General features: G+C 71.0%; 27 protein-coding genes. 13 read left to right on the forward strand and 14 right to left on the reverse strand.

The annotated features are described in order from the left end of the window. Nucleotides 1-150 precede the first annotated feature (150 nt). Entirely contained in the window at nt 151-495 is a 345-nt protein-coding gene (locus QIT00_RS34280) for a hypothetical protein (RefSeq protein WP_282539395.1), read from the reverse strand. A 148-nt stretch (nt 496-643) separates the two neighbouring features. On the opposite strand from QIT00_RS34280, the gene QIT00_RS34285 reads away from it, so the two are divergent. The 4 genes from QIT00_RS34285 to QIT00_RS34300 all read left to right on the forward strand — a co-directional run bounded on the left by QIT00_RS34285 (nt 644) and on the right by QIT00_RS34300 (nt 4820). Beyond that, complete coding sequence (locus QIT00_RS34285; RefSeq protein ID WP_282539396.1) at nt 644-1375, forward strand: PH domain-containing protein; 732 nt, start codon at nt 644-646, stop codon at nt 1373-1375. A 142-nt stretch (nt 1376-1517) separates the two neighbouring features. Continuing rightward, nucleotides 1518-2480, forward strand: a complete 963-nt coding sequence (gene deoC, locus QIT00_RS34290; RefSeq protein ID WP_282539417.1) for a deoxyribose-phosphate aldolase — start codon at nt 1518-1520, stop codon at nt 2478-2480. A 5-nt stretch (nt 2481-2485) separates the two neighbouring features. Continuing rightward, nucleotides 2486-3937: an aldehyde dehydrogenase family protein gene (locus QIT00_RS34295; RefSeq protein WP_282539397.1), complete on the forward strand. Its 1452-nt coding sequence runs from the start codon at nt 2486-2488 to the stop codon at nt 3935-3937. Beyond that, complete coding sequence (locus QIT00_RS34300; protein WP_282539398.1) at nt 3930-4820, forward strand: aldehyde dehydrogenase family protein; 891 nt, start codon at nt 3930-3932, stop codon at nt 4818-4820. Before QIT00_RS34295 ends, QIT00_RS34300 begins: the two co-directional genes overlap by 8 nt. Before the next feature lie 118 nt (nt 4821-4938). On the opposite strand, the gene QIT00_RS34305 is transcribed toward QIT00_RS34300, so the two are convergent. After that, nucleotides 4939-5352, reverse strand: coding sequence for a hypothetical protein (locus tag QIT00_RS34305; RefSeq protein ID WP_282539418.1), 414 nt, complete (start codon nt 5350-5352; stop codon nt 4939-4941). An 80-nt stretch (nt 5353-5432) separates the two neighbouring features. Between QIT00_RS34305 and QIT00_RS34310 the strand changes: the two genes are divergently transcribed. Beyond that, entirely contained in the window at nt 5433-6158 is a 726-nt protein-coding gene (locus QIT00_RS34310) for a uridine kinase (protein WP_282539399.1), read from the forward strand. Nucleotides 6159-6462: 304 nt separating this feature from the next. Here QIT00_RS34310 and QIT00_RS34315 read toward each other — a convergent pair whose 3' ends face one another. Continuing rightward, nucleotides 6463-7212, reverse strand: a complete 750-nt coding sequence (locus tag QIT00_RS34315; RefSeq protein WP_282539400.1) for a SigE family RNA polymerase sigma factor — start codon at nt 7210-7212, stop codon at nt 6463-6465. A gap of 245 nt (nt 7213-7457) precedes the next feature. Here QIT00_RS34315 and afsQ1 point away from each other — a divergent pair, with 245 nt between their 5' ends. From afsQ1 to QIT00_RS34340, 5 genes are all read left to right on the forward strand, one after another. Beyond that, entirely contained in the window at nt 7458-8135 is a 678-nt protein-coding gene (gene afsQ1, locus QIT00_RS34320) for a two-component system response regulator AfsQ1 (RefSeq protein ID WP_282510855.1), read from the forward strand. After that, nucleotides 8033-9718 carry a sensor histidine kinase gene (locus QIT00_RS34325; protein ID WP_349017225.1) on the forward strand — a complete coding sequence of 562 codons (1686 nt, stop codon included), beginning with the start codon at nt 8033-8035 and terminating at the stop codon, nt 9716-9718. The genes afsQ1 and QIT00_RS34325 overlap by 103 nt, the downstream gene beginning before the upstream one ends. Further along, entirely contained in the window at nt 9715-10338 is a 624-nt protein-coding gene (locus tag QIT00_RS34330) for a hypothetical protein (protein WP_282539401.1), read from the forward strand. The genes QIT00_RS34325 and QIT00_RS34330 overlap by 4 nt, the downstream gene beginning before the upstream one ends. Nucleotides 10339-10555: 217 nt before the next feature. Continuing rightward, nucleotides 10556-11056, forward strand: a complete 501-nt coding sequence (locus QIT00_RS34335) for a VanZ family protein (protein ID WP_349017226.1) — start codon at nt 10556-10558, stop codon at nt 11054-11056. Nucleotides 11057-11133: 77 nt separating this feature from the next. Beyond that, entirely contained in the window at nt 11134-11334 is a 201-nt protein-coding gene (locus QIT00_RS34340; RefSeq protein WP_282539402.1) for a PspC domain-containing protein, read from the forward strand. A gap of 114 nt (nt 11335-11448) precedes the next feature. Here QIT00_RS34340 and QIT00_RS34345 read toward each other — a convergent pair whose 3' ends face one another. Together QIT00_RS34345 and QIT00_RS34350 are read right to left on the reverse strand one after the other, a co-directional pair. Next, nucleotides 11449-11772: an ATP-binding protein gene (locus QIT00_RS34345; protein WP_282539403.1), complete on the reverse strand. Its 324-nt coding sequence runs from the start codon at nt 11770-11772 to the stop codon at nt 11449-11451. A 132-nt stretch (nt 11773-11904) separates the two neighbouring features. Further along, on the reverse strand, nt 11905-13059 hold the full coding sequence (locus QIT00_RS34350) for an adenosine deaminase (RefSeq protein WP_282539404.1): 1155 nt from the start codon (nt 13057-13059) through the stop codon (nt 11905-11907). 137 nt (nt 13060-13196) lie between these two features. Between QIT00_RS34350 and QIT00_RS34355 the strand changes: the two genes are divergently transcribed. After that, nucleotides 13197-13955, forward strand: a complete 759-nt coding sequence (locus QIT00_RS34355) for a prolyl oligopeptidase family serine peptidase (protein ID WP_282539405.1) — start codon at nt 13197-13199, stop codon at nt 13953-13955. A 257-nt stretch (nt 13956-14212) separates the two neighbouring features. Here the strand turns inward: QIT00_RS34355 and QIT00_RS34360 are convergent, their stop codons facing one another. Continuing rightward, nucleotides 14213-15196, reverse strand: a complete 984-nt coding sequence (locus QIT00_RS34360; protein WP_282539406.1) for a LysR family transcriptional regulator — start codon at nt 15194-15196, stop codon at nt 14213-14215. 62 nt (nt 15197-15258) lie between these two features. Here QIT00_RS34360 and QIT00_RS34365 point away from each other — a divergent pair, with 62 nt between their 5' ends. Next, a complete protein-coding gene (locus tag QIT00_RS34365) occupies nt 15259-16572 on the forward strand; it encodes an MFS transporter (RefSeq protein WP_282539407.1) in 1314 nt (437 codons plus the stop codon). Between the two features lie 145 nt (nt 16573-16717). Continuing rightward, nucleotides 16718-17719: a sigma-70 family RNA polymerase sigma factor gene (locus QIT00_RS34370; RefSeq protein WP_282539408.1), complete on the forward strand. Its 1002-nt coding sequence runs from the start codon at nt 16718-16720 to the stop codon at nt 17717-17719. Here QIT00_RS34370 and QIT00_RS34375 read toward each other — a convergent pair. The 8 genes from QIT00_RS34375 to QIT00_RS34410 all read right to left on the reverse strand — a co-directional run bounded on the left by QIT00_RS34375 (nt 17615) and on the right by QIT00_RS34410 (nt 26625). Continuing rightward, on the reverse strand, nt 17615-17998 hold the full coding sequence (locus tag QIT00_RS34375) for an STAS domain-containing protein (RefSeq protein ID WP_282539409.1): 384 nt from the start codon (nt 17996-17998) through the stop codon (nt 17615-17617). The two genes, QIT00_RS34370 and QIT00_RS34375, sit on opposite strands and share 105 nt — an antisense overlap. Before the next feature lie 109 nt (nt 17999-18107). Beyond that, entirely contained in the window at nt 18108-19385 is a 1278-nt protein-coding gene (locus QIT00_RS34380; RefSeq protein WP_282539410.1) for a thymidine phosphorylase, read from the reverse strand. Between the two features lie 236 nt (nt 19386-19621). After that, entirely contained in the window at nt 19622-20023 is a 402-nt protein-coding gene (locus tag QIT00_RS34385) for a cytidine deaminase (RefSeq protein WP_282539411.1), read from the reverse strand. After that, a complete protein-coding gene (locus QIT00_RS34390) occupies nt 20020-21285 on the reverse strand; it encodes an ABC transporter permease (protein ID WP_282539412.1) in 1266 nt (421 codons plus the stop codon). Before QIT00_RS34390 ends, QIT00_RS34385 begins: the two co-directional genes overlap by 4 nt. Beyond that, on the reverse strand, nt 21282-22454 hold the full coding sequence (locus tag QIT00_RS34395; RefSeq protein WP_282539413.1) for an ABC transporter permease: 1173 nt from the start codon (nt 22452-22454) through the stop codon (nt 21282-21284). Before QIT00_RS34395 ends, QIT00_RS34390 begins: the two co-directional genes overlap by 4 nt. After that, a complete protein-coding gene (locus QIT00_RS34400; protein ID WP_282539421.1) occupies nt 22454-24082 on the reverse strand; it encodes an ABC transporter ATP-binding protein in 1629 nt (542 codons plus the stop codon). Before QIT00_RS34400 ends, QIT00_RS34395 begins: the two co-directional genes overlap by 1 nt. A gap of 189 nt (nt 24083-24271) precedes the next feature. Next, on the reverse strand, nt 24272-25318 hold the full coding sequence (locus tag QIT00_RS34405) for a BMP family lipoprotein (protein ID WP_282539414.1): 1047 nt from the start codon (nt 25316-25318) through the stop codon (nt 24272-24274). A 233-nt stretch (nt 25319-25551) separates the two neighbouring features. Then, nucleotides 25552-26625 (reverse strand): BMP family lipoprotein, encoded by a 1074-nt coding sequence (locus QIT00_RS34410; protein ID WP_408909909.1) that lies wholly within the window; start codon nt 26623-26625, stop codon nt 25552-25554. Nucleotides 26626-26832: the final 207 nt, after the last annotated feature.

Here is a 26832-nt window from a genome sequence, read left to right on the forward strand (position 1 = left end):
TCACGGTCGGCGCCCTTGAGCCCGTAGACGAGGACGTACTCATGGCCCCTGCCCCTGGCCCCCGCACACATCCGTCTGCCCAGGCGCTCGGCCTGCCCTGGAGCGAGCGGCAACGGTACGACCCTGCCGCCGCCATCCCCACGTCCACCGTCACCCGCCTTCCCACGACTCGACCGCCGCCTCCAACTCGTCCAGCGCGTAGCCCGTACGCAAGAACAGTTCGCGCGGGCTGAGGGAGACGAGGACTCTTCGGAAGAAGGCGGCCCAGAGCGAGCGTCGCTGCGGTGGGATCTCCTCGAACCGGGCGCCGCCCGCAGCCGAACCCAGTTGCGCCTCGGTGCGCCCGAACACAGCGAGAAGAACCTTCAGCTCCCGCTGCGAGCAGCCCCATTCGGCGAGTCTCGTCTCCGAGTACTCCGGAAGCTGCCAGGCGATCTGTCGGAGCACCTCGAACCGTTCCTCGCGCGGTACGTCGACACCGTCCACGCTGCTCACCTCCCCCGCACCCATGACTCCCCGGATGCCGCATCGGCGCAGCGTGGTCGCAGCCGTGCGGCGTGGGCTCGCGCGTCAGCCGCCCCTCGGCACATCGTCGCCCAGCCCCGGTGACACTCTCACCCCCCGCTGAGTAACAATCACCCCCATGACGAGCCCGGACCCCACTCCCGATCCGCAGCCCGATCCGCGACCCGACGGGCAGCCCGATCGGGCCCCCGAGGGTGAGCAGCGTTCCGACGCCAAGCCCGACGCCAAGCCCGCGCCGCAGCCCGAATACGCCGACCGAACCCACCGCTCCCCCGGCGCCATCGCCGGCGGCGTCCTCCTGCTCGGGCTCTGCGCCTGGCTCGGTGCGGACGCGCTCGTGCGGGGGACCGGGCGGACGCCGTGGCTGGCGCTGGCCGGGCTGCTGTTTCTCGTGCCGTTGATCGTCGCGTACACCGTGCGGCCCGCCGTGTTCGCGAATCAGGTGCGGCTGCGGGTGCGGAACCCGTTCCGGACGATCACGCTGCCCTGGGGCGCCGTCGAGGGGCTGCGGGCCGGGTACTCAAGCGAGGTGTTCGCGAAGGACGGCGGCAAGTACCAGCTGTGGGCGATCCCCGTCTCGCTGCGGGCGCGCAAGAAGGCCGCGCGGCGGCAGGTGCGGGCCGCCGTGGACGATCCGCACGGGCGTACGTCCGCCGTCCTGTCCGGGCGCGACGCCGGCCACACCCGCGCCCCCGCCGACCAGGCCCTGGACGACCTGCGCGAGCTCGCCGAGCGGCACGCGGGGGCCCCGGGGGCGCAGGGTGAGCCGGCCGTACGCTGGGCGTACGAGATCCTCGCGCCGAGTGTCGCGGGGGCGCTGCTGCTCGTGGTGCTGTTGCTGATCGGCTGAGGTCGGCAGCCATACATGCGCGCGTGGCCGGGGCCCGAGAACGAGACGGGTCCCGGCCGCTCTCCTGTCCGGCCTGTCCGGGCCAGATTCACCCCACCCCTGTACAAGCCGCTACGCGCGTAGATATGCTCGTCTGGTGACCATGCCCACCACTGCACATGCCACTGCATCTGCCTTCGCCGACGCCTCCGCGTCCGACAGTGCGCTGCGCCGCTTCCTGCACGGGCTGCCCGGCGTGGACGCGGTCGGACTCGAGGCGCGCGCCGCCGCGCTCGGGACGCGTTCCATCAAGACGACGGCCAAGGCGTACGCCATCGACCTGGCCATCTCGATGATCGACCTGACGACCCTGGAGGGCGCCGACACCCCGGGCAAGGTCCGGGCGCTCGGCGCGAAGGCCGTCCACCCCGATCCGACCGACCGTACGACCCCTCGGACCGCCGCCGTCTGCGTGTATCCAGACATGGTTGCGACCGCGAAGGAGGCGGTCGCCGGGTCCGGCGTGAAGGTGGCGTCCGTCGCGACCGCCTTCCCCGCCGGGCGGGCCGCCCTCGCCGTGAAGCTGGCCGACGTCCAGGACGCGGTCTCCGCGGGGGCCGACGAGATCGACATGGTCATCGACCGCGGCGCCTTCCTCGCGGGCAAGTACCTGAAGGTGTACGAGGAGATCCGCGCCGTGCGGGAGGCCTGCGGCGAGCGGGCCCGGCTCAAGGTGATCTTCGAGACCGGCGAGCTGTCGACGTACGACAACATCCGGCGCGCCTCCTGGATCGGGATGATGGCCGGGGCCGACTTCATCAAGACCTCGACCGGCAAGGTCGGTGTGAACGCCACTCCGGCCAACACGCTCCTCATGCTCGAAGCCGTGCGCGACTTCAAGCAGCAGACCGGGGTACAGATCGGAGTGAAGCCCGCCGGTGGCATCCGGACGTCCAAGGACGCCGTGAAGTTCCTGGTGCTCGTGAACGAGACGGCCGGGTCCGACTGGCTCGATAACCACTGGTTCCGGTTCGGCGCCTCCAGCCTGCTGAACGATCTCCTGATGCAGCGGCAGAAGCTGGCCACCGGCCGCTACTCCGGTCCCGACTACGTGACGGTGGACTGAGACCCATGACCATCGAGAAGCAGACATCCGTGTTCGAGTACGCACCCGCCCCCGAGTCGCGTTCCGTCGTCGACATCGCCCCGTCGTACGGCCTGTTCATCGACGGCGAGTTCACCGACGCCGCGGACGGCAAGGTCTTCAAGACCGTCTCGCCCGCGACCGAGGAGGTGCTCTCCGAGGTCGCCCAGGCCGGGGCCGAGGACGTGGACCGGGCCGTGAAGGCGGCGCGCAAGGCCTTCGAGAAGTGGTCCGCCCTGCCGGGTGCCGAGCGGGCCAAGTACCTGTTCCGGATCGCCCGGATCATCCAGGAGCGCTCCCGCGAGCTCGCCGTCCTCGAAACCCTCGACAACGGCAAGCCGATCAAGGAGACCCGGGACGCGGACCTCCCCCTGGTCGCCGCGCACTTCTTCTACTACGCCGGCTGGGCCGACAAGCTGGACCACGCGGGGTACGGAGCGAATCCCCGGCCCCTCGGCGTCGCTGGCCAGGTCATTCCGTGGAACTTCCCGCTGCTGATGCTCGCGTGGAAGATCGCCCCGGCGCTCGCCACCGGCAACACGGTCGTCCTCAAGCCCGCCGAGACCACCCCGCTGTCCGCCCTGTTCTTCGCGGACATCTGCCGCCAGGCCGGGCTGCCGAAGGGCGTCGTCAACATCCTTCCGGGGTACGGGGACGCGGGCGCGGCGATCGTCGCGCACGACGGCGTGGACAAGGTGGCGTTCACCGGTTCCACGGCCGTCGGCAAGGAGATCGCCCGTACGGTCGCGGGCACGGACAAGAAGGTCACGCTCGAACTGGGCGGCAAGGGCGCCAACATCGTCTTCGACGACGCCCCGATCGACCAGGCCGTCGAGGGCATCGTCTCCGGCATCTTCTTCAACCAGGGGCAGGTCTGCTGCGCCGGGTCCCGGCTGCTCGTACAGGAGTCGATCCAGGACGAATTGCTGGACTCGCTGAAGCGGCGGCTCTCCACGCTGCGCCTCGGCGACCCGCTCGACAAGAACACCGACATCGGCGCGATCAACTCCTCCGAGCAGCTCGCCCGGATCACCTCGCTCGTCGAGACCGGCGAGGCGGAGGGCGCCGAGCGCTGGTCCGCGCCCTGCGAACTCCCCTCGTCCGGCTACTGGTTCGCGCCCACGCTGTTCACCAACGTCACGCAGGCGCACACCGTCGCGCGGGACGAGATCTTCGGCCCGGTCCTCTCGGTGCTGACGTTCCGTACGCCGGAGGAGGCCGTCGCGAAGGCCAACAACTCGGCGTACGGCCTGTCGGCGGGCATCTGGACCGAGAAGGGCTCGCGGATCCTCGCGGTCGCGGACCGGCTGCGCGCCGGGGTCGTCTGGGCCAACACGTTCAACAAGTTCGACCCGACCTCGCCCTTCGGCGGCTACAAGGAGTCGGGCTTCGGCCGCGAGGGCGGCCGCCACGGCCTGGAGGGTTACCTCGATGTCTGACGCACGCCTCAGTGTCTTCAAGACCTACAAGCTGTACGTGGGCGGGAAGTTCCCGCGATCCGAGAGCGGCCGGGTGTACGAAGTGACCTCACGCAAGGGTGAGTGGCTGGCCAACGCCCCGCAGTCGTCCCGGAAGGACGCGCGGGACGCGGTCGTCGCCGCCCGCAAGGCCTTCGGCGGCTGGGCCGGGAAGACGGCCTATCTGCGCGGCCAGATCCTGTACCGCGTCGCGGAGATGCTGGAGGGCCGCCGCGAGCAGTTCGTCCGTGAGGTCGCGGACGCCGAGGGCCTGTCGAAGCCCAAGGCCGCCGCGCAGGTGGACGCAGCGATCGACCGCTGGGTCTGGTACGCGGGCTGGACCGACAAGATCGCGCAGATCACCGGCGGCGCCAACCCGGTCGCCGGGCCGTACTTCAACCTGTCCTCGCCGGAGCCGACGGGCGTGGTCACCGTCGTCGCCCCGCAGGACTCGTCGTTCCTGGGCCTGGTCTCGGTGATCGCCCCGGTGATCGCCACCGGCAACACGGCGGTCGTGGTCGCGAGCGAGGCGGCGCCGCTGCCCGCGCTCTCCCTCGGCGAGGTCCTCGCCACCTCCGACCTGCCGGGCGGCGTGGTGAACATCCTGTCCGGCCGTACGGCGGAGATCGCGGCCCCGCTCGCCGCGCACCAGGACGTCAACGCCCTTGATCTGTGCGGCGCGGACGAGGTGCTCGCCAAGGACCTTGAAGTCGCGGCGGCCGACAACCTGAAGCGCGTACTCCGTCCACAGCCTGTGGACGACTGGACGGCCGACCCGGGCACGCACCGCCTCACCGCGTTCCTGGAGACGAAGACGGTCTGGCACCCGACGGGATCGCTCGGGGCGTCCGGCTCCGCGTACTGACAAGGGCTGCTCAGCGCGACGAAGGCTGCTCAGCGCGACAAGGGCTGCTCACGGACGAGCGCCGGGCGGGACCGACTGCGGTCCGCCCGGCGCTCGTTCGCGTATGCGGAAGTACGGCTCAGCCCGGCAGCAGGCCCGTCGCCGTGCCCACCACGGGCAGGGTGCCCAGCGTGCCGCCGTCCGTGACCGGGTCGGTCACAGCCGCCGTGGACACCGGCTGGAAGTCGGCGACCTGCGTGCCCACCGCGTTGTCCAGCGGGTCGACGCCGGTCTTGGCCAGCGGGTCGAGCTGCAGGTTCTTGAGCGGGCCCGTCGTGTACGGCAGCGACCCCGTGAGCGCCTGACCGGCCGCCAGCACGTCCAAGTCACCGAGTGGTACGGGCAGTTGGGCCGGGACGGCCGCGGGCAGGGGCTGCGCGGCCGCCGTCGCCGCGCCTCCCGCGCCGAGGGCCGCGCCGGCCGCGGCGAGGGTGAGTCCGGCGCGCATCAGCGTGCGGTGCGCGGGCCTTCGGGATGCTGCATGTCGTGCCATCTGCCGTGCCATGGGTACGCCACCTGTCCAGGCCGTGATCGTTGCGTAATCGACTGGGCACGTAGCGTAATTGAGATGTGATGCGGCTTTCAAAGAACCGCCCGCGGGGGTCGCCTGTGCGAGGGAATGCAGCACACTGGTGTTCCGTGAGCGCCCATCCCCCGATACCGACGCGCGTCGTCCTCCTCACCGGCCCCTCCGGCGCCGGCAAGAGCCGACTCGCCGCCCGCTCCGGCCTCCCGGTGCTGCGCCTCGACGACTTCTACAAGGAGCACGACGACCCCACGCTCCCGCTGGTCGCGGGCAGTCGGGACGTCGACTGGGACTCCCCCGACTCCTGGGACGCGGACGTCGCCGTGGCCGCGATCGCCGAGCTGTGCCGTTCGGGGCGTACGCGGGTGCCGGTCTACGACATCTCGGTCAGCGCGCGGGTCGGCCGGGAGACGTTCGACATCGAGCGCACGCCGCTGTTCATCGCCGAGGGCATCTTCGCCGCGGACATCGTGGAGCGCGTACGTGAACTGGGCGTCCTGGCCGACGTGTTGTGCCTGCGGGGGCGGCCGACGACGACGTTCCGGCGGCGGCTGCTCCGCGATCTGAAGGAGGGCCGCAAGTCGGTGCCGCTCCTGCTGCGGCGCGGCTGGCGCCTGATGCGCTCGGAGCGTTCGGTGGTGGCCCGGCAGGCTGCGCTCGGCGCGCACCCGTGCGGCAAGGAGGAGGCCCTCGGCCGGCTCGCGTCCGCGGCGGCGGGGCGGTGCGTGTCCAGACGCGGTACGCGGCGGAGTTCGGCGCCGGATCCGGTGTGACGTGACGTGGCGTGACATGGCGTGACGTGGCATGACGTGGCGTGGCGTGGCGTGACGTGGCGACGGGACCGGTAAGACCCCTCGGCCTTCCGGTCCCGCTGCCTGTTTCTCCCCGTTTCCCCCGTGCTCCCCCTGTTCCCCCGTTCCCCCGTCGGGATCCCCGTTCCCGTACTCCCCCGTACTCCCCCGTGGAATCCCGCTTCCCTGTTCCCCCGTTGTTCCCCCGTTGTTCCCCCGTGGCCCCCTGGGCCCTTTCCGTCGCGTCCCCCGATGCGACGGCCCCCGTACCTTCGACGTGCGGCGGCTATGCCACCAGTTCGCCGAAGGACTCCTCCAGGTCACGGCCGAAGCTGAGGACCTCGTCCTCGCGCAGCCGGCGCAGGGAGCGCCAGATGCTGGACTTCACCGTGCCGACACTGATGTCGAGAATGTCCGCGATCTCCGGGTCCGTACGGCCCTCGTAGTAGCGGAGCACGAGCATCGTCCGCTGCAGTTCCGGAAGGCGGGCCAGGGCCTGCCAGAGAACCGCGCGCAGCTCCGTGCCGCGCATCGCGTCCGTGTCGCCCACCGTCTCCGGCAGCTCCTCGGTCGGGTACTCGTTCAGCTTGCGGCGGCGCCACGCGCTGATGTGCAGATTGGTCATGGTGCGGCGGAGGTAGCCCCCGACCGCGGCCTTGTCGGTGATCCGGTCCCAGGCGCGGTACGTCGAGAACAGCGCGCTCTGCAACAGGTCCTCGGCCTCGAAGCGGTCACCGGTCAGGTGGTACGCGGTGGCGTACAGGGAGGCGCGGCGCTCCTTTACGTAAGCGGTGAACTCCACTTCCGACAGGGACGTCCGCTCCCCCGAGTCCTCCCCGTACGATCCCCCGTTGCCGACGCCGCCCGTGGGGCGGGCGTCGACCACCGTCATGTACCCAGTGTGCTGCCGTCCGGTACCGCGAGCGCACCCCCGCACTCCCGCACCGGACTTCTCGTGCTGGCCGGCGCTCCGCGTGGTGATGTCGTGCAGACGCGTGACAACTGCGCTCGCGCTGGTGCCGTGCAGTGTGTTCATCTCGCGCCCCCCGTCGTGGAGTACTGGTCCAGACGCACCGTCCGAAGGTCCGTGGCCGGTGCGTTCCGTGTGACCAAAAGCCTGCCCTTCGACTTTCATCGCGGTGTCTGTCGACTGTCACAGGCCTGTCACAGCGCCTGTCGGTCGCGGAGATCGAGGCGAGATCGCCGGGTGAACGGCCTGGTCGGCGGCGGGAGCGTCCCAACAGTCGAAACACCACCGCACCATGCGACAGAATGACCGACGTGCCTTCCCTGTTGCTGATCGAAGACGACGACGCCATCCGCACGGCCCTTGAGCTGTCGCTGACGCGCCAGGGGCATCGTGTGTCCACCGCCGCCACCGGCGAGGACGGTCTGAAACTGCTGCGCGAACAGCGCCCGGATCTGATCGTTCTCGACGTGATGCTGCCCGGCATCGACGGGTTCGAGGTGTGCCGCCGCATCCGGCGCACCGACCAGTTGCCAATCATCCTGCTCACCGCGCGCAGCGACGACATCGACGTGGTGGTCGGCCTGGAGTCCGGCGCCGACGACTACGTGGTCAAGCCCGTGCAGGGCCGGGTCCTCGACGCCCGGATCCGTGCCGTCCTGCGCCGCGGCGAGCGCGAGGCCAACGACGCGGCGGCCTTCGGCTCACTCGTCATCGACCGCTCCGCGATGACGGTCACCAAGGACGGCGAGGACCTGCAGCTCACGCCGACCGAGCTGCGACTCCTGCTCGAACTCAGCCGCAGGCCCGGCCAGGCCCTCTCCCGCCAGCAGCTGCTCCGCCTGGTGTGGGAGCACGACTACCTCGGCGACTCCCGCCTGGTGGACGCGTGTGTGCAGCGGCTGCGCGCCAAGGTCGAGGACGTGCCGTCGTCGCCGACCCTGATCCGCACGGTCCGTGGCGTCGGGTACCGCTTGGACACGCCTCAGTGACATCCGCGCAGGAGGGCCCCGGGACTCCTCCCAGGACCTGGAGCCGCTCCCTCTTCACCAGCCTCCGCCTGACCAGCCTGCGGCTGCGCCTCGTCGTCGTGTTCAGCCTGATCGCGCTGACCGCGGCCGTCTCCGCCTCCGGCATCGCGTACTGGCTCAACCGCGAGGCCGTGCTCACCCGCACCCAGGACGCGGCGCTCGGCGACTTCAAGGAGGCCATGCAGGACCGCGTGGCCGCGCTGCCGCGGCAGCCCACGAAGGACGAACTCGACCGCGCGGCGCGGAACATGGCCCACGGCAGTCAGGGCTACAGCGTCGTCCTGATCGGCGAGAACCCCGACGGCAGGACCGTCGTCGGCACCTCCGAGCTGGACGCCTTCACCGTCGACGACGTCCCGGCATCGCTGCGCAAGGCCGTCAACAAGCCGGTCGCCGAGAAGTCGGACGACGGCGCGGACGAGGAGACGTACCGGCTGTTCTGGCAGCGTGAGGTGGAGGGCGGAACTCCGTATCTCGTGGGCGGTACGCGGGTGATGGGCGGCGGGCCCACCGGGTACATGCTGAAGTCCCTCGAACCGGAGGCGAAGGATCTCAACTCCCTCGCCTGGTCCCTCGGGATCGCCACCGCGCTTGCCCTGATCGGCGCCGCGCTGCTCGCCCAGGCCGCCGCGACGACCGTGCTCAAGCCGGTGCACCGGCTCGGCGTCGCCGCCCGCCGCCTCGGCGAGGGCAAGCTCGACACCCGCCTCAGGGTCTCCGGCACCGACGAACTGGCCGAGCTGTCACGGACGTTCAACTCCACGGCCGCGTCCCTGGAGAAGAAGGTCGCGGACATGAGCGCCCGCGAGGAGTCCAGCCGCCGCTTCGTCGCCGACATGTCGCACGAGCTGCGCACCCCGCTCACCGCGATCACCGCCGTCACCGAGGTGCTCGAAGAGGAGGAGGACAGCCTCGACCCGATGATCGCCCCGGCCGTACGCCTGGTGGTCAGCGAGACCCGGCGCCTCAACGACCTCGTCGAGAACCTGATGGAGGTCACCCGCTTCGACGCCGGCACCGCCCGTCTGGTCCTGGACGACGTGGACATCGCCGACCAGATCACCGCCTGCATCGACGCCCGCGCCTGGCTGGACGCCGTCGACCTGGACGCCGAGCGCGGCATCACCGCCCGCCTCGACCCGCGCCGCCTCGACGTGATCCTCGCCAACCTGATCGGCAACGCCCTCAAGCACGGGGGGTCGCCGGTGCGTGTCTCCGTGCACCAGGAGGGCGACGAGCTGGTGATCTCGGTACGGGACCAGGGGCCCGGCATCCCCGAGGAGGTGCTGCCGCACGTCTTCGACCGCTTCTACAAGGCCAGCGCGTCCCGTCCGCGCTCCGAGGGCAGCGGCCTCGGCCTCTCCATCGCCCTGGAGAACGCCCATATCCACGGCGGCGAGATCACGGCCGCCAACTCCCCGGGCGGCGGCGCGGTGTTCACCCTCCGGCTGCCGAGCGGCGAGGGCACCGGCAGCGGTGACGACGCCGGTGACGGCGGAGACGACGGCGGTACGGACCAGCAGGCGAAGAAGGCGGACCGATGACGGCACGTACGCGCACCCGGAGGCTACTGGCCCGGGGTGCCCTGGCCGCCTTGCTCGCCGCGGGCGTCGCGGGCTGCGGCATCCGCGCCACGGAGGTCCCGACGGAATTCGGCCCGGCCCCGTCGCGGGTGCCGTGCGTGAGCACCGCGGCCGACATCACGACCACTCGGGCGCAGACCGGCACCGTCCCGCAGGAGATCTTCCTCGTCTGCGGTTCACAGCTGGTACGCGTGGACCGCGCGGTACGCCTCTCCGACTCGGCCGCCCAGGACCCGGTGCAGGTCGCCCAGGCCCTCCTCGCCGAACTCGGGGAGCCGCCCACCGAGGCCGAGGACCAGGCCGGGTTCACCTCGGACGTCAAGGGCCACCCGAAGGTCACGGGCCCGCGCGGCGACGACCCGTCGAGGGCGCTGCGGATCAGCACCCCGCCCGAGCGGATGTCGCCGTACGAACTGGCCCAGATCGTCTGCACCTTCGCCCAGAGCGTGGCCGCGGAGCGGGACGATTCGGTCCTGCTCGGTGGGACCGGGCAGGACTCCCCCCTCCGGCGGTACGAGTGCACGGAGGAACTCCGGGCCCGCCCCGGCACGGTGCCCGCCCCGGCGGAGACGGTTCGCTGATAGGGGTGCCCCGTCAGGGGCGCGGGGAACTGCGCGCTCAGCCACGACGAAAGCCGCAGTCGCATCTGCGTGGAGCATGCGCAGACGCGACTGCGGCTTTTCGCGGGTTGCTCGCGCAGTTCCCCGCGCCCCTATCGGGGCGGGAACCGATGTGCACGGAAGACGCGTCTTCGACGGCGTGCAGTGTCAAGGCCAAAGCGGCAGCGTGCCCCTTCGCGTGGCGGGAGCCGCCCTCCTCCTCGCGCATCTTCTGTTCGTCGCCTGGGTGACGCTGCGTCCCCTGGACGTGCCCTGGGTGAGCGCGCCCAACCTGCAGCCGATGGCCGGGATCAGAGCGGACCTGGCGCTCGCGCCGCGGGAGGCGGTGCGCCGGATCGGCGAGCAGATGCTGCTCCTGGCTCCGCTCGGGGTTCTGCTCCCGCTGGTCGGCGGGCGCCTGTGCGCCTCGCCCCTGATGTCGCTGACCCGTACCGTCGCCGCGGGTGGCCTCGTCTCCCTCGGCATCGAGCTGCTGCAGACCGGCGTGCCGGGGCAGGTCGTCGACGTCGACTCGCTGCTGCTCAACACCCTCGGGGTGGCCCTGGCGCACGTGGCCGTCGTGCCCGCGGCCCGCGCACGGCTGCGCCGGAGGCCGCTCGGCCCGGCGCGTGCCCGACCCAGGGACGAGGGCTCTCAGGGTTCGACCCCGACGATTCCCAGGGTCGGGATCGCCCCGTAGTCCGACGCTTTGCACCGCTTCGCGGACGTACCGTCGAAGACACACAGACGATTTCCTCGTACCGCGAAGGAGCCACCATGACCGCCCTTGTTCGCCCCAGGAACGGACGGATGATCGGCGGAGTGTGCGCAGCGCTGGCCCAGCGCTTCGGCACCTCCGCGACGACGATGCGCGTGATCTTCGTGGCCTCGTGCCTGTTGCCCGGACCGCAGTTCCTGATCTATCTCGCGCTGTGGCTGCTGCTGCCGTCGGAGAAGCGGGCCACCGCCGCCTGGTAGCCCGTGGCCGTACGCACACACAACAGCGGCGGGGTGCGCACTCGCCCGGGAGTGCGCACCCCGCCGTCCGTCGTTGCCCGCGACCGGGAAGGGGCCGGTCGCGGACCGGCGGGATCAGCCGCCGACGGGCAGGCCCTTGCCGACCGGCAGACCGCCGAGCAGGCCGCTGACCGGGTCACCCTCGCCCGAGGCGGCGGCGTCCGGGGTCTGGGCGGCGGACAGCCCGCCCGCGAGGGCCTGCTGCCCCTGGGCCAGGGACTCGCCGGCGGGCAGGTTCTTCGCGACCTCACCGACCGGCAGGGCGGAGGCCACGTTGCCGACGGTCCCGGCGGCGTCGGTCAGGCCCGGGACCACGGCCGACGCGCTGCCCGCACCGGCAGCGGCGAAAGCGGCACCGAGAGCGGCGACACCGAGGGTCTTGGCGGCAGAGTGCTTCATGGTGAATACGTCCTTGTGACGGGGATGGAGCGGTTTGGCAAGCTATCCACGGGCCGTACGCGCTCGCAAACACCAAAACGCCGGGAAAAAGGGCCGGGAACAAACGTCCCGGCCCTTTCCGATTTCCCCGAATCAGCTCGCTGAGGCCACAGAACCCCTGGTCGAGGCGGTCTGCTGGAACAGCCACTCGGATTTCAACTCGGCGTAACCCGGCTTGATCACGTCATTGATCATGGCCAGTCGTTCATCGAAAGGAATGAACGCTGATTTCATCGCATTGACTGTGAACCACTGCATGTCGTCGAGCGTGTAACCGAAAGCGCCGACCAGGTGCTCGAATTCGCGGCTCATGCTCGTGCCGGACATCAGGCGGTTGTCCGTGTTGACCGTGGCCCGGAAATGCAGCCGGCGGAGCAGCCCGATGGGGTGCTCGGCGTACGAGGTGGCCGCGCCCGTCTGCAGGTTGGACGTCGGGCACATCTCCAGCGGGATGCGCTTGTCGCGTACGTACGAGGCGAGGCGGCCGAGCTCGACCGTGCCGTCGTCGGCGATCTGGATGTCGTCGATGATGCGGACGCCGTGGCCGAGGCGGTCCGCGCCGCACCACTGCAGGGCCTGCCAGATGGACGGCAGCCCGAAGGCCTCGCCCGCGTGGATCGTGAAGTGGTTGTTCTCGCGCTTGAGGTACTCGAACGCGTCCAGGTGCCGGGTGGGCGGGAAGCCCGCCTCCGCGCCCGCGATGTCGAAGCCGACCACGCCGAAGTCTCGGTAGCGGTTGGCGAGTTCGGCGATCTCCAGGGCGCGGGCCGCGTGCCGCATCGCGGTGAGCAGGGCGCCCACGCGGATGCGGTGGCCGCTCTCCTTCGCGCGCCGCTCGCCCTCGCGGAAGCCAGCGTTGACGGCCTCGACGACCTCTTCGAGGGTGAGCCCCTTCTCCAGGTGCTGCTCGGGCGCGTACCGGATCTCCGCGTAGACGACACCGTCCTCGGCGAGGTCCTGGGCGCACTCGGCGGCGACCCGGAAGAGGGCCTCCTTGGTCTGCATGACGGCGCAGGTGTGGGCGAACGTCTCGAGGTAGCGCGGCAGCGAACCGGAGTCGGCGGCCTCGCGGAACCAGACGCCGAGCTTGTCGGCCTCGGTCTCGGGGAGTGCCTCGTACCCCACTTCGCGGGCGAGGTCGATGATCGTGCCGGGGCGCAGGCCGCCGTCGAGATGGTCGTGGAGCAGCACCTTCGGGGCCCGCCGGATCTGCTCCGGGGCCGGTGCGGGAGTGGTCTGGCTCGTCATCTCGGCACTGTAACGCCTACGCGCGTAGATGTCTCGGGTCGTACCGCTCTTCGATACGGAACCGTGGCTCGCGTCGATACGCAACAGTGACCGGTGCTTGGGGCTCCGTACACCCGCGCTTCTGAGAGTGTTCTGTCATGGCACAGCAAGCAATGCCCTTACCGGGCACCCGACTTGGGCGCCTCATCGGCGCGGAGAACTCCGCCGTCAGCGGTGTCGTGCTGCTGCTGCCCGGCGGCACCGAGACCTCCATGCGCCGCCCCTCGCCGCTGGCGGTGAACACGGCCCGGGTCCTTACCCGGAACCTGGTGCGGGCGGGGCGCGCGGAGGGGCTCGTCGGGCATGTCGTGCGCGGCGGCCGACGCGGCTGGAACGGCTCGGACGCGCTGCCGGCGCGCGATGCCCGCTGGGCGGTGGAGGAGGTCGTACGGCGCTACGGGGACGTGCCGGTCTGCCTCGCCGGGATCGACATGGGCGGGCGGGCAGCGCTGCACGCCGCGGGTCATCCGGCCGTCGACTCCGTGCTCGCGCTGGCTCCTTGGCTGCCGGAGGACGATGTCGCGGTGGCGCCCGAACCGGTGAAGCAGCTGAGTGGCCGGCACGTGCTGATCGTGCACGGCACGAACGATGAGCGGACCGATCCGGAATTGTCGTTCCGGTTCGCCGAGCGGGTGAAGAAGGCGAACCGGGACACGTGCCGGTTCGAGGTGCACTCGGACGGGCACGGCCTGCATCAGCATCGGGCCGAGGTGGCGGCGCTCTCGGCGGACTTCGTCCTCGGCACGCTGTTCGGGCGGGCCTTCTCCCGCCCCCTCACCGACGCGCTCGCGGCGCCGCCGCCGCTGGGGCTGCGCATGCCTCTTGCCTCCGGGTTCGGGCGGTCGTTGCGGGGGTAGTCGGGTGTTCGCCCCGGAGATTGTCCCCTACCCGCCCCTTCCCGAAAGCCTGCGGCGCTTCGGGGGCCAGCCCCCGGACCCCCTCCCCCAAGCTCTCGGCTTCGCTCGAGCAGGGGGGACCCCCATCTCAAACGCCGGAGGGGCTGAATTCACGTGCCCCGACAGGGGCGCGGGGAACTGCGCGAGCGACCACGACGGCGGGAAAGCCGAAAGACCGCTGCTGCAAGCTTTCGGGAAGGGGCGGGGTGGGGAAAAACTCACGGCAGCAAGCGGCCCCGTCGGCCCAGCAAGAAGCGGCGGAAGGCCATCACCGGAGGTGGGGACGGGCGGTCGGCCAGCCACGCCACGCCGATCTCCCGTACCGCCCGCGGCGCCGTCACCGTGAGTTCGACAACCCCCGGACGGGCAAACGCCGGCGGCGGCAGCAGAGCCACGCCCAGGCCCGCCGCGACGAGCCCGCGCAGCGTCTCCGCCTCCTCCCCCTCGAACGCGACCCGCGGCCGGAACCCCGCCCGCGCGCACAGGTCGTCCGTGATCCGCCGCAGTCCGAAGGGCGGTTCGAGCGTGACGAACGCTTCCTCCGCGGCCTCCGCGAGCCGGACCCGCTTGCGGGAGGCGAGCCGGTGGTCCTCCGGTACGACGAGCCGCAGCCGCTGCTCGTCCAGGCGGCGGGCGACGAGGTCCGGCGCGTCCGGCACCGGCGAGGTCAGGCAGAGGTCCAGCTCGCCCGCCCGCATCCGCTCCAGCATCCACTCGCCGTAGTTCTGCACGAGCGAGAACCGCACGCGCGGATGGTGCACGCGGAACTCCCGGATCAGCGCGGGCACGGTCTCCGAGCCCATCGTGTGCAGAAAGCCGAAGGCGACCTTGCCGGCCTCCGGGTCCGCGTCAGCGCGTACCGCCTCCGCCGCGCGCTCCACCTCGCCGAGCGCGCGCTCCACCGAGGCGAGGAACGTACGGCCCGCGGGGGTGAGCGAGAGCGTACGGCCGTGCCGGGCGAACAGGTCGACGCCCAGGTCCTGTTCGAGCCTGACCAGCGCACGGGACAGCGTCGACTGCGGCACCTGCATCTCCTGTGCCGCGCGCGTGACGTGCTCGGTGCGGGCGACCCCGGCGAAGTACGCGAGGCGCGGCGCGAGCACGGCCGGCCAGGAGTCGGGGGTGGTCTCGACGGTCCCGCGGATGTCTTGCGGGTAACTGTTCTGCGACAGCCTCCGCCGTGAGCTGCTCTCATGCGCCATGGGAACGATTGTCGCCTGTTCATGCATTGGACGCATCAGGCGCGCGTGCCTACTTTCGACGTATGCCACCTGCCAGTAGCAAGGCGTCCGCCCAACCCGCGGGCGCCCTCACCTCCGCGTCCCCCTCCGACTCCGCTCCCGCCCCGGCCGAGACCGACACGCGTCTCACGCCCGGTGGCCCCGGCTACCGCCGGATGAGCTTCGCCCTGTTCGCCGCGGGGCTCGCCACCTTCGCCCTGCTGTACTCCACGCAGGCCCTGCTCCCCGCGATCTCCGCGGACTTCGCCGTCACCGCCGACACGGCGAGCTGGACGGTCTCCGCCGCGACCGGCGCCCTCGCCCTGTTCGTCCTGCCGCTGAGCGCGCTCTCCGAGCGGTTCGGGCGGCGCACGCTGATGACGGTGTCCCTGACTGTCGCCGTCGTGGTGGGCCTGCTCGTGCCGTTCGCGCCCGACCTCGGCTGGCTGATCGCGCTGCGCGCCGTGCAGGGCGCCGCGCTCGCCGGTCTGCCCGCCTCGGCCATGGCGTACCTGGCGGAGGAGGTACGCCCCAAGGCGCTGGTCGCCGCGATCGGCCTGTTCGTCGCGGGCAACTCCATCGGCGGCATGAGCGGCCGCGTCCTGACCGGCTGGGTCGCGCAGGCCTGGGACTGGCGGGCGGCGCTCGCCGCGGTGGGCCTGATGGCCCTGGTGTGCGCCCTCGCCTTCCGGCTGCTGCTGCCCGCCCCCCGGCACTTCCGGGCCGGTTCGCTGCGCCCCCGGGTGCTCGCCCGGACCGTGCGCGGCCACCTCGCCAACCCGCTGCTCTGCCGCCTGTACGTGATCGGCGCGCTGTTCATGACGGTTTTCGGCGCGGTCTACACGGTGATCGGCTACCGGCTCGTCGGCGCCCCGTTCTCGCTCCCGCAGGGCGTGGTCGGCTCGATCTTCCTGGTCTACCTGGTCGGCACGGCCTCCTCGGCCGCCGCGGGCAGGCTCGTCGGTCGGCTCGGGCGGCGCGGCGCGCTGTACCTGGCCGTCGGCACGACGGCGTCCGGCCTGCTCCTGTCCCTGTCCGACGGCCTCGCCGCCGTCCTGCTCGGCCTGGTCCTGATCACCGCCGGCTTCTTCGCGGGGCACGCGGTGGCGTCCTCGTCGGTGAGCCGTACGGCGACTCAGGGGCGTGCGCAGGCCTCCGCCCTGTACCAGTCCGCGTACTACTTCGGCTCCAGCGTGGGCGGCACGCTCGGCGCGTTCGCGTTCCACACCGGGGGCTGGGCCGGCACCGTCCTGCTCGGCCTGCTCGCGGTGCTCGGCGTCGTCTCGGTGACCCTGTACGGCTCGCACGCGGCCCGCGCGGAACGCCGCGTCCTGGTCGCCGCCGCGGCCCACCGCTGAGCGGTCCCCGACCACGCACTGTCAACCCCAACTGCCGCTTCGTACTTGGTTTTCCCAGCTCCCGCGCGATTGTCAGTGGGCTCCTGTAGCTTCCAAAGAGACGGGTCGGGACAGGCCGTACGAAGCGGTGGTTGAGGTGGACTCCATGAGTGATCTGGCATCGACGCAGAGCGAACTCGACGCCGGCATGCAGAAGTACCGGACGGAGCTGACGGGGTACTGCTACCGCATGCTCGGCTCCAGCTTTGAGGCCGAGGACGCGGTGCAGGACGCCTTCGTCCGCGCCTGGAGGGCGTACGACAAGTTCGAGGGCCGCTCCTCGCTGCGCTCCTGGCTCTACCGCATCGCGACGAACGTCTGCCTGGACATGCTGAACGCCGGGAACAAGCGCGCTCTGCCCATGGACCTCACCGAGCGCGGCCGCCAGGCCACGGCACAGCTCAACCCGCACCCGGAGGCCACCTGGCTGGAGCCGATCCCCGACAGCCGCGTCCTGTCGTCCACCGCGGACCCGGCGGACACGGCCGTGGTCCGGGAGTCCGTGCGGCTCGCCTTCATCGCCGCGCTCCAGCATCTGCCGCCCAAGCAGCGCGCGGTGCTGATCCTGCGCGAGGTCCTCGCCTGGCGGGCGAGCGAGGTCGCGGAGCTCCTCGACACCTCGGTCGCCTCGGTGAACAGCGCGCTGCAACGCGCCCGCGCGACCCTCAACGAGTCCCCGGTCAAGGACTCCGACCCGGCGGATCCGCTCGACGAGGAGCAGCAGGACCTGCTGAAGCGCTACATGGACGCGTTCCAGGGGTACGACATGAAGGCCCTGGCCGCCGTGCTGCACGACGACGCGATCATGACGATGCCCCCGTTCGACCTGTGGCTCAAGGGGCACGACGACATCCTGGCGTTCCTCGTCAACCAGGGTGCGGGCTGCGAAGGCTCCAAGCTGCTGCCGACCTTCGCCAACGGCACCCCGGCCTTCGCGCACTACAAGCCGGACCCGGAGGGCTCGGACGCGATGGTGCCCTGGGCGCTGCAGATCATCGAGACGTCAAACGGCCGGATCAGTGGGTTCCACTGCTTCCTCGACACCAAGCGGTGGTTCCCGCTCTTCGACTTCCCCGAACAGCTCAGCAAGGCCGACCAGGGCGAGTAGCCCGGCAAGGCGGGGGCCTGGGTCCCGGATGCGCATCCCGGCTCCCGCTCTTCGCGCGGTGAGGCGCATCCGGGCCAGGGCCTCGACGGCGGCCATGTCGGGCACGGCGAGCGCACCGGCGTCGCAGACCACCTCGGTGGCGCCGGTGGCCTGCAACCCCGCGAGCATCTGCTCGCACAGCTGCGGGACCTCGTCCCGGGCGACCCGGGCGCCGAGGCCGACAACGAGCGGTTCTGATGCCTTCACACAGAGGAGACCGGCGGACCGCCCGGAACTCATCGCAGGGTGCGGAGCCTTCACGGTACGTGCACGAGGCCGCCGCACCCCGGGGCTCCCCGCCCCCGGGTGCGGCCGGTGGTGCGTTGGTGGTGCGTTGGTGGTGCGTTTCTCAGGCGATGCGGTCGATGACGATCGGCCGCGCGGTGAAGTCGGTGCCGGCGGGGGCGATGTCGTACGCCGAGTCCAGCGCTTGGAGGGCGTAGTCGAAGCGGTCCGGGGTGTCGGTGTGCAGGGTGAGCAGCGGCTGTCCCTTCGTCACCGTGTCGCCCGGCTTGGCGTGCAGTTCGACGCCCGCGCCGGCCTGCACCGGGTCCTCCTTGCGGGCCCTTCCGGCGCCCAGACGCCAGGCGGCGACACCCACGTCGTACGCGTCGAGGCGGGTCAGCACGCCGTCCGAGGCCGCCTCGACGATCTGCTGTTCGCGGGCGATGGGAAGGTCCGCGTCCGGGTCGCCGCTCTGGGCCGCGATCATGCGGCGCCATACGTCCATCGCCGAGCCGTCCGCGAGGGCCTTGGCCGGGTCGGCGTCCTTCAGGCCCGCCGCGTCCAGCATCTCGCGGGCGAGGGCGAGGGTCAGTTCAACGACGTCGGCGGGGCCGCCGCCCGCCAACACCTCGACGGATTCCCGTACTTCGAGGGCGTTGCCGGCGGTGCGGCCGAGCGGGGTCGCCATGTCGGTGAGCAGGGCGACGGTGCGGACGCCGTGGTCGGTGCCCAAGCCGACCATGGTTTCGGCGAGTTCACGCGCGTCCGCCTCGGTCTTCATGAACGCGCCGGAGCCGACCTTCACGTCGAGGACGAGTGAGCCCGTGCCCTCGGCGATCTTCTTGCTCATGATGGAGGAGGCGATCAGCGGGATGGCCTCGACGGTGCCGGTGACGTCGCGCAGCGCGTACAGCTTCTTGTCGGCCGGGGCGAGGCCGTCACCCGCGGCGCAGATGACGGCGCCGGTGCTGTTCAGTACGTCGAGCATCTCGGCGTTGGAGAGCAGTGCGCGCCAGCCGGGGATGGCCTCCAGCTTGTCGAGGGTGCCGCCGGTGTGGCCGAGGCCGCGGCCGGACAGCTGCGGCACGGCGGCGCCGCAGGCCGCGACGAGCGGGGCGAGCGGGAGCGTGATCTTGTCGCCGACGCCGCCGGTGGAGTGCTTGTCGGCGGTGGGGCGGGCGAGGCTCGAAAAGTCCATCCGCTCACCGGAGTTGATCATCGCCGCGGTCCAGCGGGCGATCTCGGGGCGGGTCATGCCGTTGAGGAGGATCGCCATCGCGAGGGCGGACATCTGCTCGTCCGCGACGTCGCCTCGGGTGTAGGCGTCGATGACCCAGTCGATCTGGGCGGGGGTCAGCTCTTTGCGGTCGCGCTTGGTGCGGATGATGCTGATGACGTCCATGGGTTCACCTTCCGGGTGCGGGTGGTTGGTGGTTGCGGTGTTTTCGATCCCCTCCCCGCCCCTTCCCGAAAGACTGCTGTCGGCTGCGGGGGCTCCGCCCCCGGACCCCCGCTCCTCAAACGCCGGAGGGGCTGATTTTGCCCCGATAGGGGCGCGGGGAACTGCGCGACCAGCCACGACGGCGCCGCAGCCGAAAGACAGCCGCTGCAAGCTTTCGGGAAGGGGCGGGGAGGGGATCAAGAGAGGTGCCCGGGGCCGAAAGGCTGGGGGAGCATCTCCGCGAGGGGGAGGACCCCCTCGGGCGTCTCCAACAGCAGCTCGGCGCCGCCGAATTCGTACAGCAACTGACGACACCGCCCGCACGGCACGAGCACCGCCCCCTCCCCGTCCACACACGTGAAGTGCGTCAACCGCCCCCCGCCGGAGAGGCGAAGCGCCGACACAAGCCCGCACTCCGCGCACAGCCCGAGACCGTACGACGCGTTCTCCACGTTGCAGCCGCTGACGACGCGGCCGTCGTCGACCAGGGCCGCCGCGCCGACCGGGTAGCCCGAATACGGGGCGTACGCACGGGACATGGCATCCCGGGCGGCGACGCGCAGGGCGTCCCAGTCGACGTCGACGGCGGCCGGTGTCACGTGCCCTGTCCCCTTCGGTACGGCTTGCCGTTCGCCCTCGGCATCCGCAGGCGCTGCGCGGACAGGGCGAGGACGAGGAGGGTGACCACGTACGGCGTGGCGGTGACGACCTGGGTCGGCACCTCCGTCGTGGTCGCGTACCAAGCAAACACCAGAGCCGAGACGGCGACGGAGATGGCCGCGCCGACGTACTTCTTGCGGACCGCGAGCCAGACCGCGCCGATCAGCACGAGGATCGCGATCAGGAGCAGCAGCGCGTGCACGTTCTCGGTGCCGCCGCGGAGCTTGAGGCTGTCGGTGTAGCCGAACAGGCCCGCGCCGAGGGCGAGTCCGCCGGGCATCCAGTTGCCGAAGATCATCGCGGCGAGGCCGATGTAGCCGCGGCCGCCGGTCTGGCCCTCCAGGTAGAAGGGGTTGGCGACGATGGAGAGGAACGCGCCGCCGAGGCCCGCCAGACCGCCGGAGATGATCACGGCCAGGTACTTGTACTTGTAGACGTTGACGCCGAGGGACTCGGCGGCGATCGGGTTCTCGCCGCACGAGCGCAGGCGCAGGCCGAACGAGGTGCGCCACAGGATCCACCAGCTGGCCGGGACCAGGGCGAGGGCGACCAGGGTCAGCGGCGACATGTTGGTGACGAGGCCGCCGAGCAGTCCGGCGACGTCGGAGATCAGGAACCAGCCCTTGTCGTTCAGGGCCTCCAGTCCCTCGGAGAGCCCTGGTACCGAGAACTGGCCGAGGGACTCCACCGGCGGCGACTGCTTGGACGTGCCCTGCGGGACGCCTTCGAAGGCGAACGCGGAGACGTACCGGGTGACGCCCAGGGCGAGGATGTTGATGGCCACACCGGAGACGATGTGGTTGACGTTGAACGTGACCGTGACGATCGCGTGCAGCAGGCCGCCGAGCGCGCCGCCCGCGATGCCGGCGAGGACGCCGATCCACGGGCCCCACTGGTAGCCCGCCCAGGCGCCGAACCAGGTGCCGAGGATCAGCATGCCTTCGAGGCCGATGTTGATGACACCGGAGCGCTCGGCCCACAGTCCGCCGAGTCCGGCCATGCCGATCGGCACGGCCAGCTTGAGGGCGGTGGACATCTGGCTGACGTTGGTGATGCCGTCGGCGCCCGTGACGATGCGGACGATCGAGGTGAGTGCCAGGACGCCCGCGATGATCAGCAGGAGGACGGGCAGCGAGACGCGGCGGCGGCCGGTCGTGGACGCGGCGGCGGGCCGCTTGTCGAGGGCGGGTGCCGTGCTCATCGGCCGGCCACCTCCTTGTCGGAGTCGTTGCCGGAGGAGCCGGAGGTGCCGGAGGAGTCGGAGGAACCCGAGTCGCCGTCGGCGCCGATGACGTGGCCCGCGGCGATCTCCTCGCCGACCCGCTGCTGCTGGCGGCGCAGGCCCCAGCGGCGTACGGCCTCGTAGCTGACGACGACCGCGATGACGATCAGGCCCTGCATGATGACGGCGATCTCGGTGTCGTAGCCGCGGTAGTCCAGCTCCGCTGAGGCCTTGTCGAGGAAGGCCCAGAGCAGCGCGGCAAAGGCGATGCCGGCGGGGCCGCCGCGGCCGAGGAGCGCGATGCCGATGGCGGTGAAGCCGAGCGAGGTCGGGAACGACAGGCTGTACGTGTGCGTGTCGTTGAGCAGCGTCGGCATGCCCGCGAGGCCCGCGACCGCGCCGGAGAGCAGCATCGCCGTGAGGACCATGCGCTTGGCGTTGACACCGCTGGCTGCGGCGGCGGACTCGGAGGCACCGGTGGCCCGCAGGTCGAAGCCGAAGCGGGTGCGGTTCAGGACCACCCAGTACGCGACGCCGAGGGCGACGGCCACGAAGACGAAGCCGTAGAGCTCGCCGGCCGGGCCGAGGTCCAGGTTCGGGAACCAGCCGGAGTCGTGCATCTCGCCGGTGGTCTTGTTGTTGCCCTGCCGGACGCCGAAGAGCGAGGGCAGCGTGAAGTAGCCGATGACGGAGGTCGCGATGGAGTTCAGCATGATCGTCGAGACGACCTCGCTGACGCCGCGGGTGACCTTGAGGAGGCCCGCGATCCCGGCCCAGAACGCGCCGGTCAGCGCGGCCACCAGGATCAGCACCGGCAGCTGCAGCGCGCTCGGCAGCGCGACCTTGGCGCCGACGACCGCGGTGACCATGGCCGCGAGCCGGTACTGGCCCTCGACGCCGATGTTGAAGAGGTTCATGCGGAAGCCGATGGCGACCGCGAGCGCCGCGATGTAGTACCCGGAGGCGGCGTTGACGATCAGTACCTGGATGTCGGCGAAACCGGCCTGCTCCAGCATGATCACGTACGGCTCGAACGGGCTCTTGCCCGAGGCGAGCAGCACGACCGAGGTGAGCAGCACGGCGACGACCAGCGCGATCACCGGTCCCGCCAGGCCGAGGAGCAGCCGCTCCCTGTCGAACTTCTTCATCAGGCCTCGTCCTCCGGGGCGGCGGCTTCGGTGGGGGACTGCTCGGCGTCGTCGGCGTGTTCCAGGTGGCCGGAGGCCGCACCTGTCATCGCCGAGCCCAGCTCCTCCGGGGTGATGGTGGCCGGGTCGGCGTCGGCGACGAGCCTGCCGCGGTAGATCACCCGCAGCGTGTCGGAGAGGCCGATCAGCTCGTCCAGGTCGGCGGAGATCAGGAGGACGGCGAGGCCCTCGCGGCGGGCCTCGCGGATCTGGTCCCAGATCTGCGCCTGCGCGCCGACGTCCACGCCGCGGGTCGGGTGGGCGGCGATCAGGAAGCGCGGCTTGTGGCTCATCTCGCGGCCGACGATCAGCTTCTGCTGGTTGCCGCCGGACAGCGAGGACGCGGTGACGTCGATGCCGGGCGTGCGTACGTCGTACTCCTCGACGATGCGCCGGGTGTCCGCCTGGGCCGACTTGAGGTCGAGCCAGACGCCCTTGCTGTTGGGCTTCTCGGTGACGTGGCCGAGGATGCGGTTCTCCCAGAGCGGGGACTCCAGGAGCAGGCCGTGGCGGTGCCGGTCCTCGGGGATGTAGCCGACGCCCTGCTCGCGGCGCCTGCGGGTGGACCAGGAGGTGATCTCCTCGGTCCCGCCGCCGGGCTCCACCTCGACCGCGGCCATGCGGAGCGTGCCGGAGTCGGCGTGCTTGAGGCCGATGAGCGCGTCGACGAGTTCGGTCTGGCCGTTGCCCTCGACGCCCGCGAGGCCGAGGACCTCGCCCTCGTTGATGGTGAACGAGATGTCGTCGAGGAGCGGGCGGCCGCCCTCGCCGAGCAGCTTGAGGTTCTCGACCTCGATGACCGGGCGGTCGGTGACGGTGGACTCGGCGGTCTCGGGCGTGGGCAGTTCGCTGCCGACCATCAGCTCGGCGAGCTGCTTGGTGGTGGTCTCGGACGGTACGACGGTGCCGACGGTGGTGCCGCGCCGGATCACCGTGATCTCGTCGGCCACGGAGAGGACCTCGCCGAGCTTGTGCGAGATGAAGATGACGCTGAGGCCCTCGGCCTTGAGCTCGCGCAGGTTGTCGAAGAGCGCGTCGACCTCCTGCGGGACGAGCACCGCGGTGGGCTCGTCGAGGATCAGGGTGGTGGCGCCGCGGTAGAGGACCTTGAGGATCTCCACGCGCTGCCGGTCGGCGACGCCGAGGCTCTCCACGAGGGCGTCGGGGCGGGCGCCGAGGCCGTACCGCTCGGAGAGTTCGACGATCTTGGCGCGGGCCTTGGAGCCGATGCCGTGCAGCCTCTCGCTGCCGAGGACGACGTTCTCCAGGACGGTGAGGTTGTCGGCGAGCATGAAGTGCTGGTGCACCATGCCGATGCCGCGCTCGATGGCGTCGCCGGGCGAGGCGAAGGTGACCTGCCGCCCGTCGACGGCGATGGTGCCCTCGTCGGGCTTCTGCATGCCGTAGAGGATCTTCATCAGGGTGGACTTGCCGGCGCCGTTCTCCCCGCAGAGGGCGTGCACGGTGCCCTTGCGGACGGCGAGGTCGATGTCGTGGTTGGCGACGACACCGGGGAACCGCTTGGTGATTCCGGTGAGTTCGACGGCGGGGGCCGTTCCCGCCTCCGGCGGGCTGCTGGACGTGGCGATGGCGCACTCTCCTGGGAAAGGGGGCCATCTACACGCGTAGCGCCCCTACTTGATGTCAGAGGGTCGGCCGACGGGGCCGGTCCTGGCCTCCGGCCTGCCGCCGTCGCCCGTAGCGCGGCAGGCGGCAGGCCGGAGGGCAGGGCCGAGGGAATCCTCCCCGCGCCCCGTTCCGTACCCGCGTCCCTGTGGTTACGGCTTGTCCTTGACCTTGATGTCGCCGTTGACGATGCCCTCCTCGGCCTTCTTCACGGCTTCCTGGATCGCGGTGTTCTTCGCGAACTTCGGGTTGGAGTCGGACAGAGCCACCTCGCCCGACTTCAGGTCACCGCGCACGACGCCGGTGGTGGGCTTGCCATCCTGCACCGACTTGGCCAGGTTGAACACGGCCTTCGCGACGTCCTTGGTGGCGGACGTCAGGATGTACTCCTTGTACGCGGCCAGGGGCTTCTGCTCGTACTGGTCCGAGTCCACCCCGATGGCCCACTTCTTGGCCTTCGCGGCGGCCTCGATCACGCCCTGACCGGAGAGGCCCGCGGCGTGGTACACCACGTCGGCGCCCTTCTCGATCTGCGCCTCGGCGGCGGCCTTGCCCTTGTCGGGGCTGGTGAAGCCGCCTTCGGCGGCGGTCTCCGTGAGGTACTGCTTCTGGACCTTGATCTTCGGGTCGGTGTCCTTGACGCCCTGCGCGAAGCCGGCCTCGAACTTGTGGATCAGCGGTACGTCCACGCCGCCCACGAAGCCGACGTTCTTGGACTTGGTGGCCTTGGCGGCGGCGACACCGGCCAGGTACGAGGCCTCCTGCTCGCTGAAGACCAGGGACGCGACGTTCTTCGCCTTGATGGTGGCGTCGTCGACGATGCCGAAGGTGACCTTCGGGAACTTCTCCGAGGCCTCCTTGACCGCGGGGGCGTAGGCGTAACCGACGCCGATCACCGGGTTGTAGCCCTGCTTGGCCAGGGAGATCAGGCGCTGCGTCTTGTCCGCGTCGGACTCGCCGTCCTTGGGCTCGACGGCCGTGCCCTTGTAGTTGAACTCCTTCTTCGCCCGCTCCATGCCGGCGGTCGCGGCGTCGTTGAAGGACTGGTCGCCCTTGCCGCCGACGTCGTACGCGATGCCGACGCCCTTGGACTTGCCGCTGCCGGACGCGTCGGCTGACGTGCCGCCGCAGGCGGAGACGGAGAGGGCGAGAGCGGCGGACGCCACGCCCGCGACCGCTATTCGGGAAACCCGGCGCATGTGAAGTGCTCCTTCGTACAAGCGCCGACACGGATCGGAGGGGTTCGACGCTGACTCCGCCGCAGATTAACGCGCGTAGACCGACGGGAGAAGACCTTCCGGCAAACCCGTTATCGGGCTGTGTCGAAGGGGCCCTCCGGGGCCCTCCGGGGCTCGCCCGGGCTCGCTGTACGCGAACGGGCGGGCACCCGGAGTCCTCCCGGATGCCCGCCCGCCGACGGTCGGTGTCCGCGCTACGGCGTGGTCGCGACCTTGATCTTCCCGGCGACGATGTCCTTCTCGGCCTGGTCGACGGCCGCCTTGAGCCCGGGGATCTGACCGAACTTCGGGTTGGACTCGGTGACTCCGACGCCACCCTCCTTCAGCGAGAACCGCTGCTCACCGCTGAGCGGCTTGCCGTCCTCGACCGACTGGGCCAGGGCGAACACGGCACCGCCGACGTCCTTCGTGGCGGACGTCAGGATGTACTCCTTGTACGCGCCCAGGGCCTTGTGCTTGTACTGGTCGGAGTCGACGCCGATCGCCCACTTCTTCTCCTTGGCGGCGGCCTCGACGACGCCCTGACCGGAGAGCCCGGCGGCCTGGTAGATGACGTCGGCGCCCTTCTCGATCTGCGCCTCGGCCGCGGCCTTGCCCTTGTCCGGGCTGGAGAAGCCGCCCTCCTCCGCGGTCTCGGTCAGGTACTGCGTGATGACCTTGATCTTCGGGTCGGTGTCCTTGACGCCCTGCGCGAAGCCCGCCTCGAACTTGTGGATCAGCGGGACGTCCACACCGCCCACGAAGCCCACGGTCTTCGACTTGCTCGCCTTGGCGGCGGCGACACCGGCGAGGTACGAGCCCTGCTCCTCGTTGAAGACAAGGGAGGCGACGTTCTTCACCTTGACCGTCGCGTCGTCGACGATGCCGAACGTGGTGTCCGGGTAGGCCTCCGCGGCCTCCTTGGTGGCGTTGGCGTAGATGAACCCGATGCCGACGACCGGGTCGTACCCCTGCCTGGCCAGCTGCTTGAGGCGCTGCACCTTGTCGGCGTCGGACTCGCCGTCCTTGGGCTCGACGGCCTCGCCCTTGTAGCCGAATTCGGCGCGCGCCTTCTCCAGGCCCGCGTAGGCGGCGTCGTTGAAGGACTGGTCGCCCTGGCCGCCGATGTCGAAGGCGATGGCCATGCCCTTGTCGCCCTGCTCCCCCGCCCCTTCGCCCGAGGTGCCACCGCAGCCGGTGGCGATCAGTGCGAGCGCGGCGACGGCCACGGCGGTACGGCTACATCTGCGGGTGACACGAGACTGAGTGATACGAGGCATTCGACGCATTGGAAGCACCCCTTCATCCCCGACGCGCCGCTGCGGGCGCCGATTTGGGCGCACCGTAACGCGCGTAGAAGCAACGGTCGGTCCTCTTGTCCGGGCCGTTACCGAAACGTGGGGGGGGGGGGGGCGCGCCCCCCCGGGGCGCGGCGGGGGGGGGGGGGGCGGGCCCCCCCCCCACCCCCGGCGGGGGGGGCCCCCGCCGGGGGGGGG

The sequence above is a fragment of the Streptomyces luteolus genome (assembly GCF_029968015.1).
Classification (GTDB): Bacteria; Actinomycetota; Actinomycetes; order Streptomycetales; family Streptomycetaceae; genus Streptomyces; species Streptomyces luteolus.

Excerpts from the sequence above, each read along its gene's own strand:
- QIT00_RS34355 (WP_282539405.1), top strand. The coding sequence starts at position 13,197 with ATGGCACAGCAAGCAATGCCCTTACCGGGCACCCGACTTGGGCGCCTC.
- QIT00_RS34305 (WP_282539418.1), bottom strand. The coding sequence starts at position 5,352 with ATGGCACGACATGCAGCATCCCGAAGGCCCGCGCACCGCACGCTGATG.
- QIT00_RS34360 (WP_282539406.1), bottom strand. The coding sequence starts at position 15,196 with ATGGCGCATGAGAGCAGCTCACGGCGGAGGCTGTCGCAGAACAGTTAC.
- QIT00_RS34310 (WP_282539399.1), top strand. The coding sequence starts at position 5,433 with ATGCGGCTTTCAAAGAACCGCCCGCGGGGGTCGCCTGTGCGAGGGAAT.
- QIT00_RS34370 (WP_282539408.1), top strand. The coding sequence starts at position 16,718 with ATGAGTGATCTGGCATCGACGCAGAGCGAACTCGACGCCGGCATGCAG.
- QIT00_RS34410 (WP_408909909.1), bottom strand. The coding sequence starts at position 26,625 with ATGCGTCGAATGCCTCGTATCACTCAGTCTCGTGTCACCCGCAGATGT.
- QIT00_RS34315 (WP_282539400.1), bottom strand. The coding sequence starts at position 7,212 with ATGAACACACTGCACGGCACCAGCGCGAGCGCAGTTGTCACGCGTCTG.
- deoC (WP_282539417.1), top strand. The coding sequence starts at position 1,518 with ATGCCCACCACTGCACATGCCACTGCATCTGCCTTCGCCGACGCCTCC.
- QIT00_RS34345 (WP_282539403.1), bottom strand. The coding sequence starts at position 11,772 with ATGAAGCACTCTGCCGCCAAGACCCTCGGTGTCGCCGCTCTCGGTGCC.
- QIT00_RS34380 (WP_282539410.1), bottom strand. The coding sequence starts at position 19,385 with ATGGACGTCATCAGCATCATCCGCACCAAGCGCGACCGCAAAGAGCTG.
- QIT00_RS34375 (WP_282539409.1), bottom strand. The coding sequence starts at position 17,998 with ATGAGTTCCGGGCGGTCCGCCGGTCTCCTCTGTGTGAAGGCATCAGAA.
- QIT00_RS34340 (WP_282539402.1), top strand. The coding sequence starts at position 11,134 with ATGACCGCCCTTGTTCGCCCCAGGAACGGACGGATGATCGGCGGAGTG.
- QIT00_RS34395 (WP_282539413.1), bottom strand. The coding sequence starts at position 22,454 with ATGAAGAAGTTCGACAGGGAGCGGCTGCTCCTCGGCCTGGCGGGACCG.
- QIT00_RS34330 (WP_282539401.1), top strand. The coding sequence starts at position 9,715 with ATGACGGCACGTACGCGCACCCGGAGGCTACTGGCCCGGGGTGCCCTG.
- QIT00_RS34300 (WP_282539398.1), top strand. The coding sequence starts at position 3,930 with ATGTCTGACGCACGCCTCAGTGTCTTCAAGACCTACAAGCTGTACGTG.
- QIT00_RS34390 (WP_282539412.1), bottom strand. The coding sequence starts at position 21,285 with ATGAGCACGGCACCCGCCCTCGACAAGCGGCCCGCCGCCGCGTCCACG.
- QIT00_RS34350 (WP_282539404.1), bottom strand. The coding sequence starts at position 13,059 with ATGACGAGCCAGACCACTCCCGCACCGGCCCCGGAGCAGATCCGGCGG.
- QIT00_RS34405 (WP_282539414.1), bottom strand. The coding sequence starts at position 25,318 with ATGCGCCGGGTTTCCCGAATAGCGGTCGCGGGCGTGGCGTCCGCCGCT.
- QIT00_RS34285 (WP_282539396.1), top strand. The coding sequence starts at position 644 with ATGACGAGCCCGGACCCCACTCCCGATCCGCAGCCCGATCCGCGACCC.
- QIT00_RS34295 (WP_282539397.1), top strand. The coding sequence starts at position 2,486 with ATGACCATCGAGAAGCAGACATCCGTGTTCGAGTACGCACCCGCCCCC.
- QIT00_RS34365 (WP_282539407.1), top strand. The coding sequence starts at position 15,259 with ATGCCACCTGCCAGTAGCAAGGCGTCCGCCCAACCCGCGGGCGCCCTC.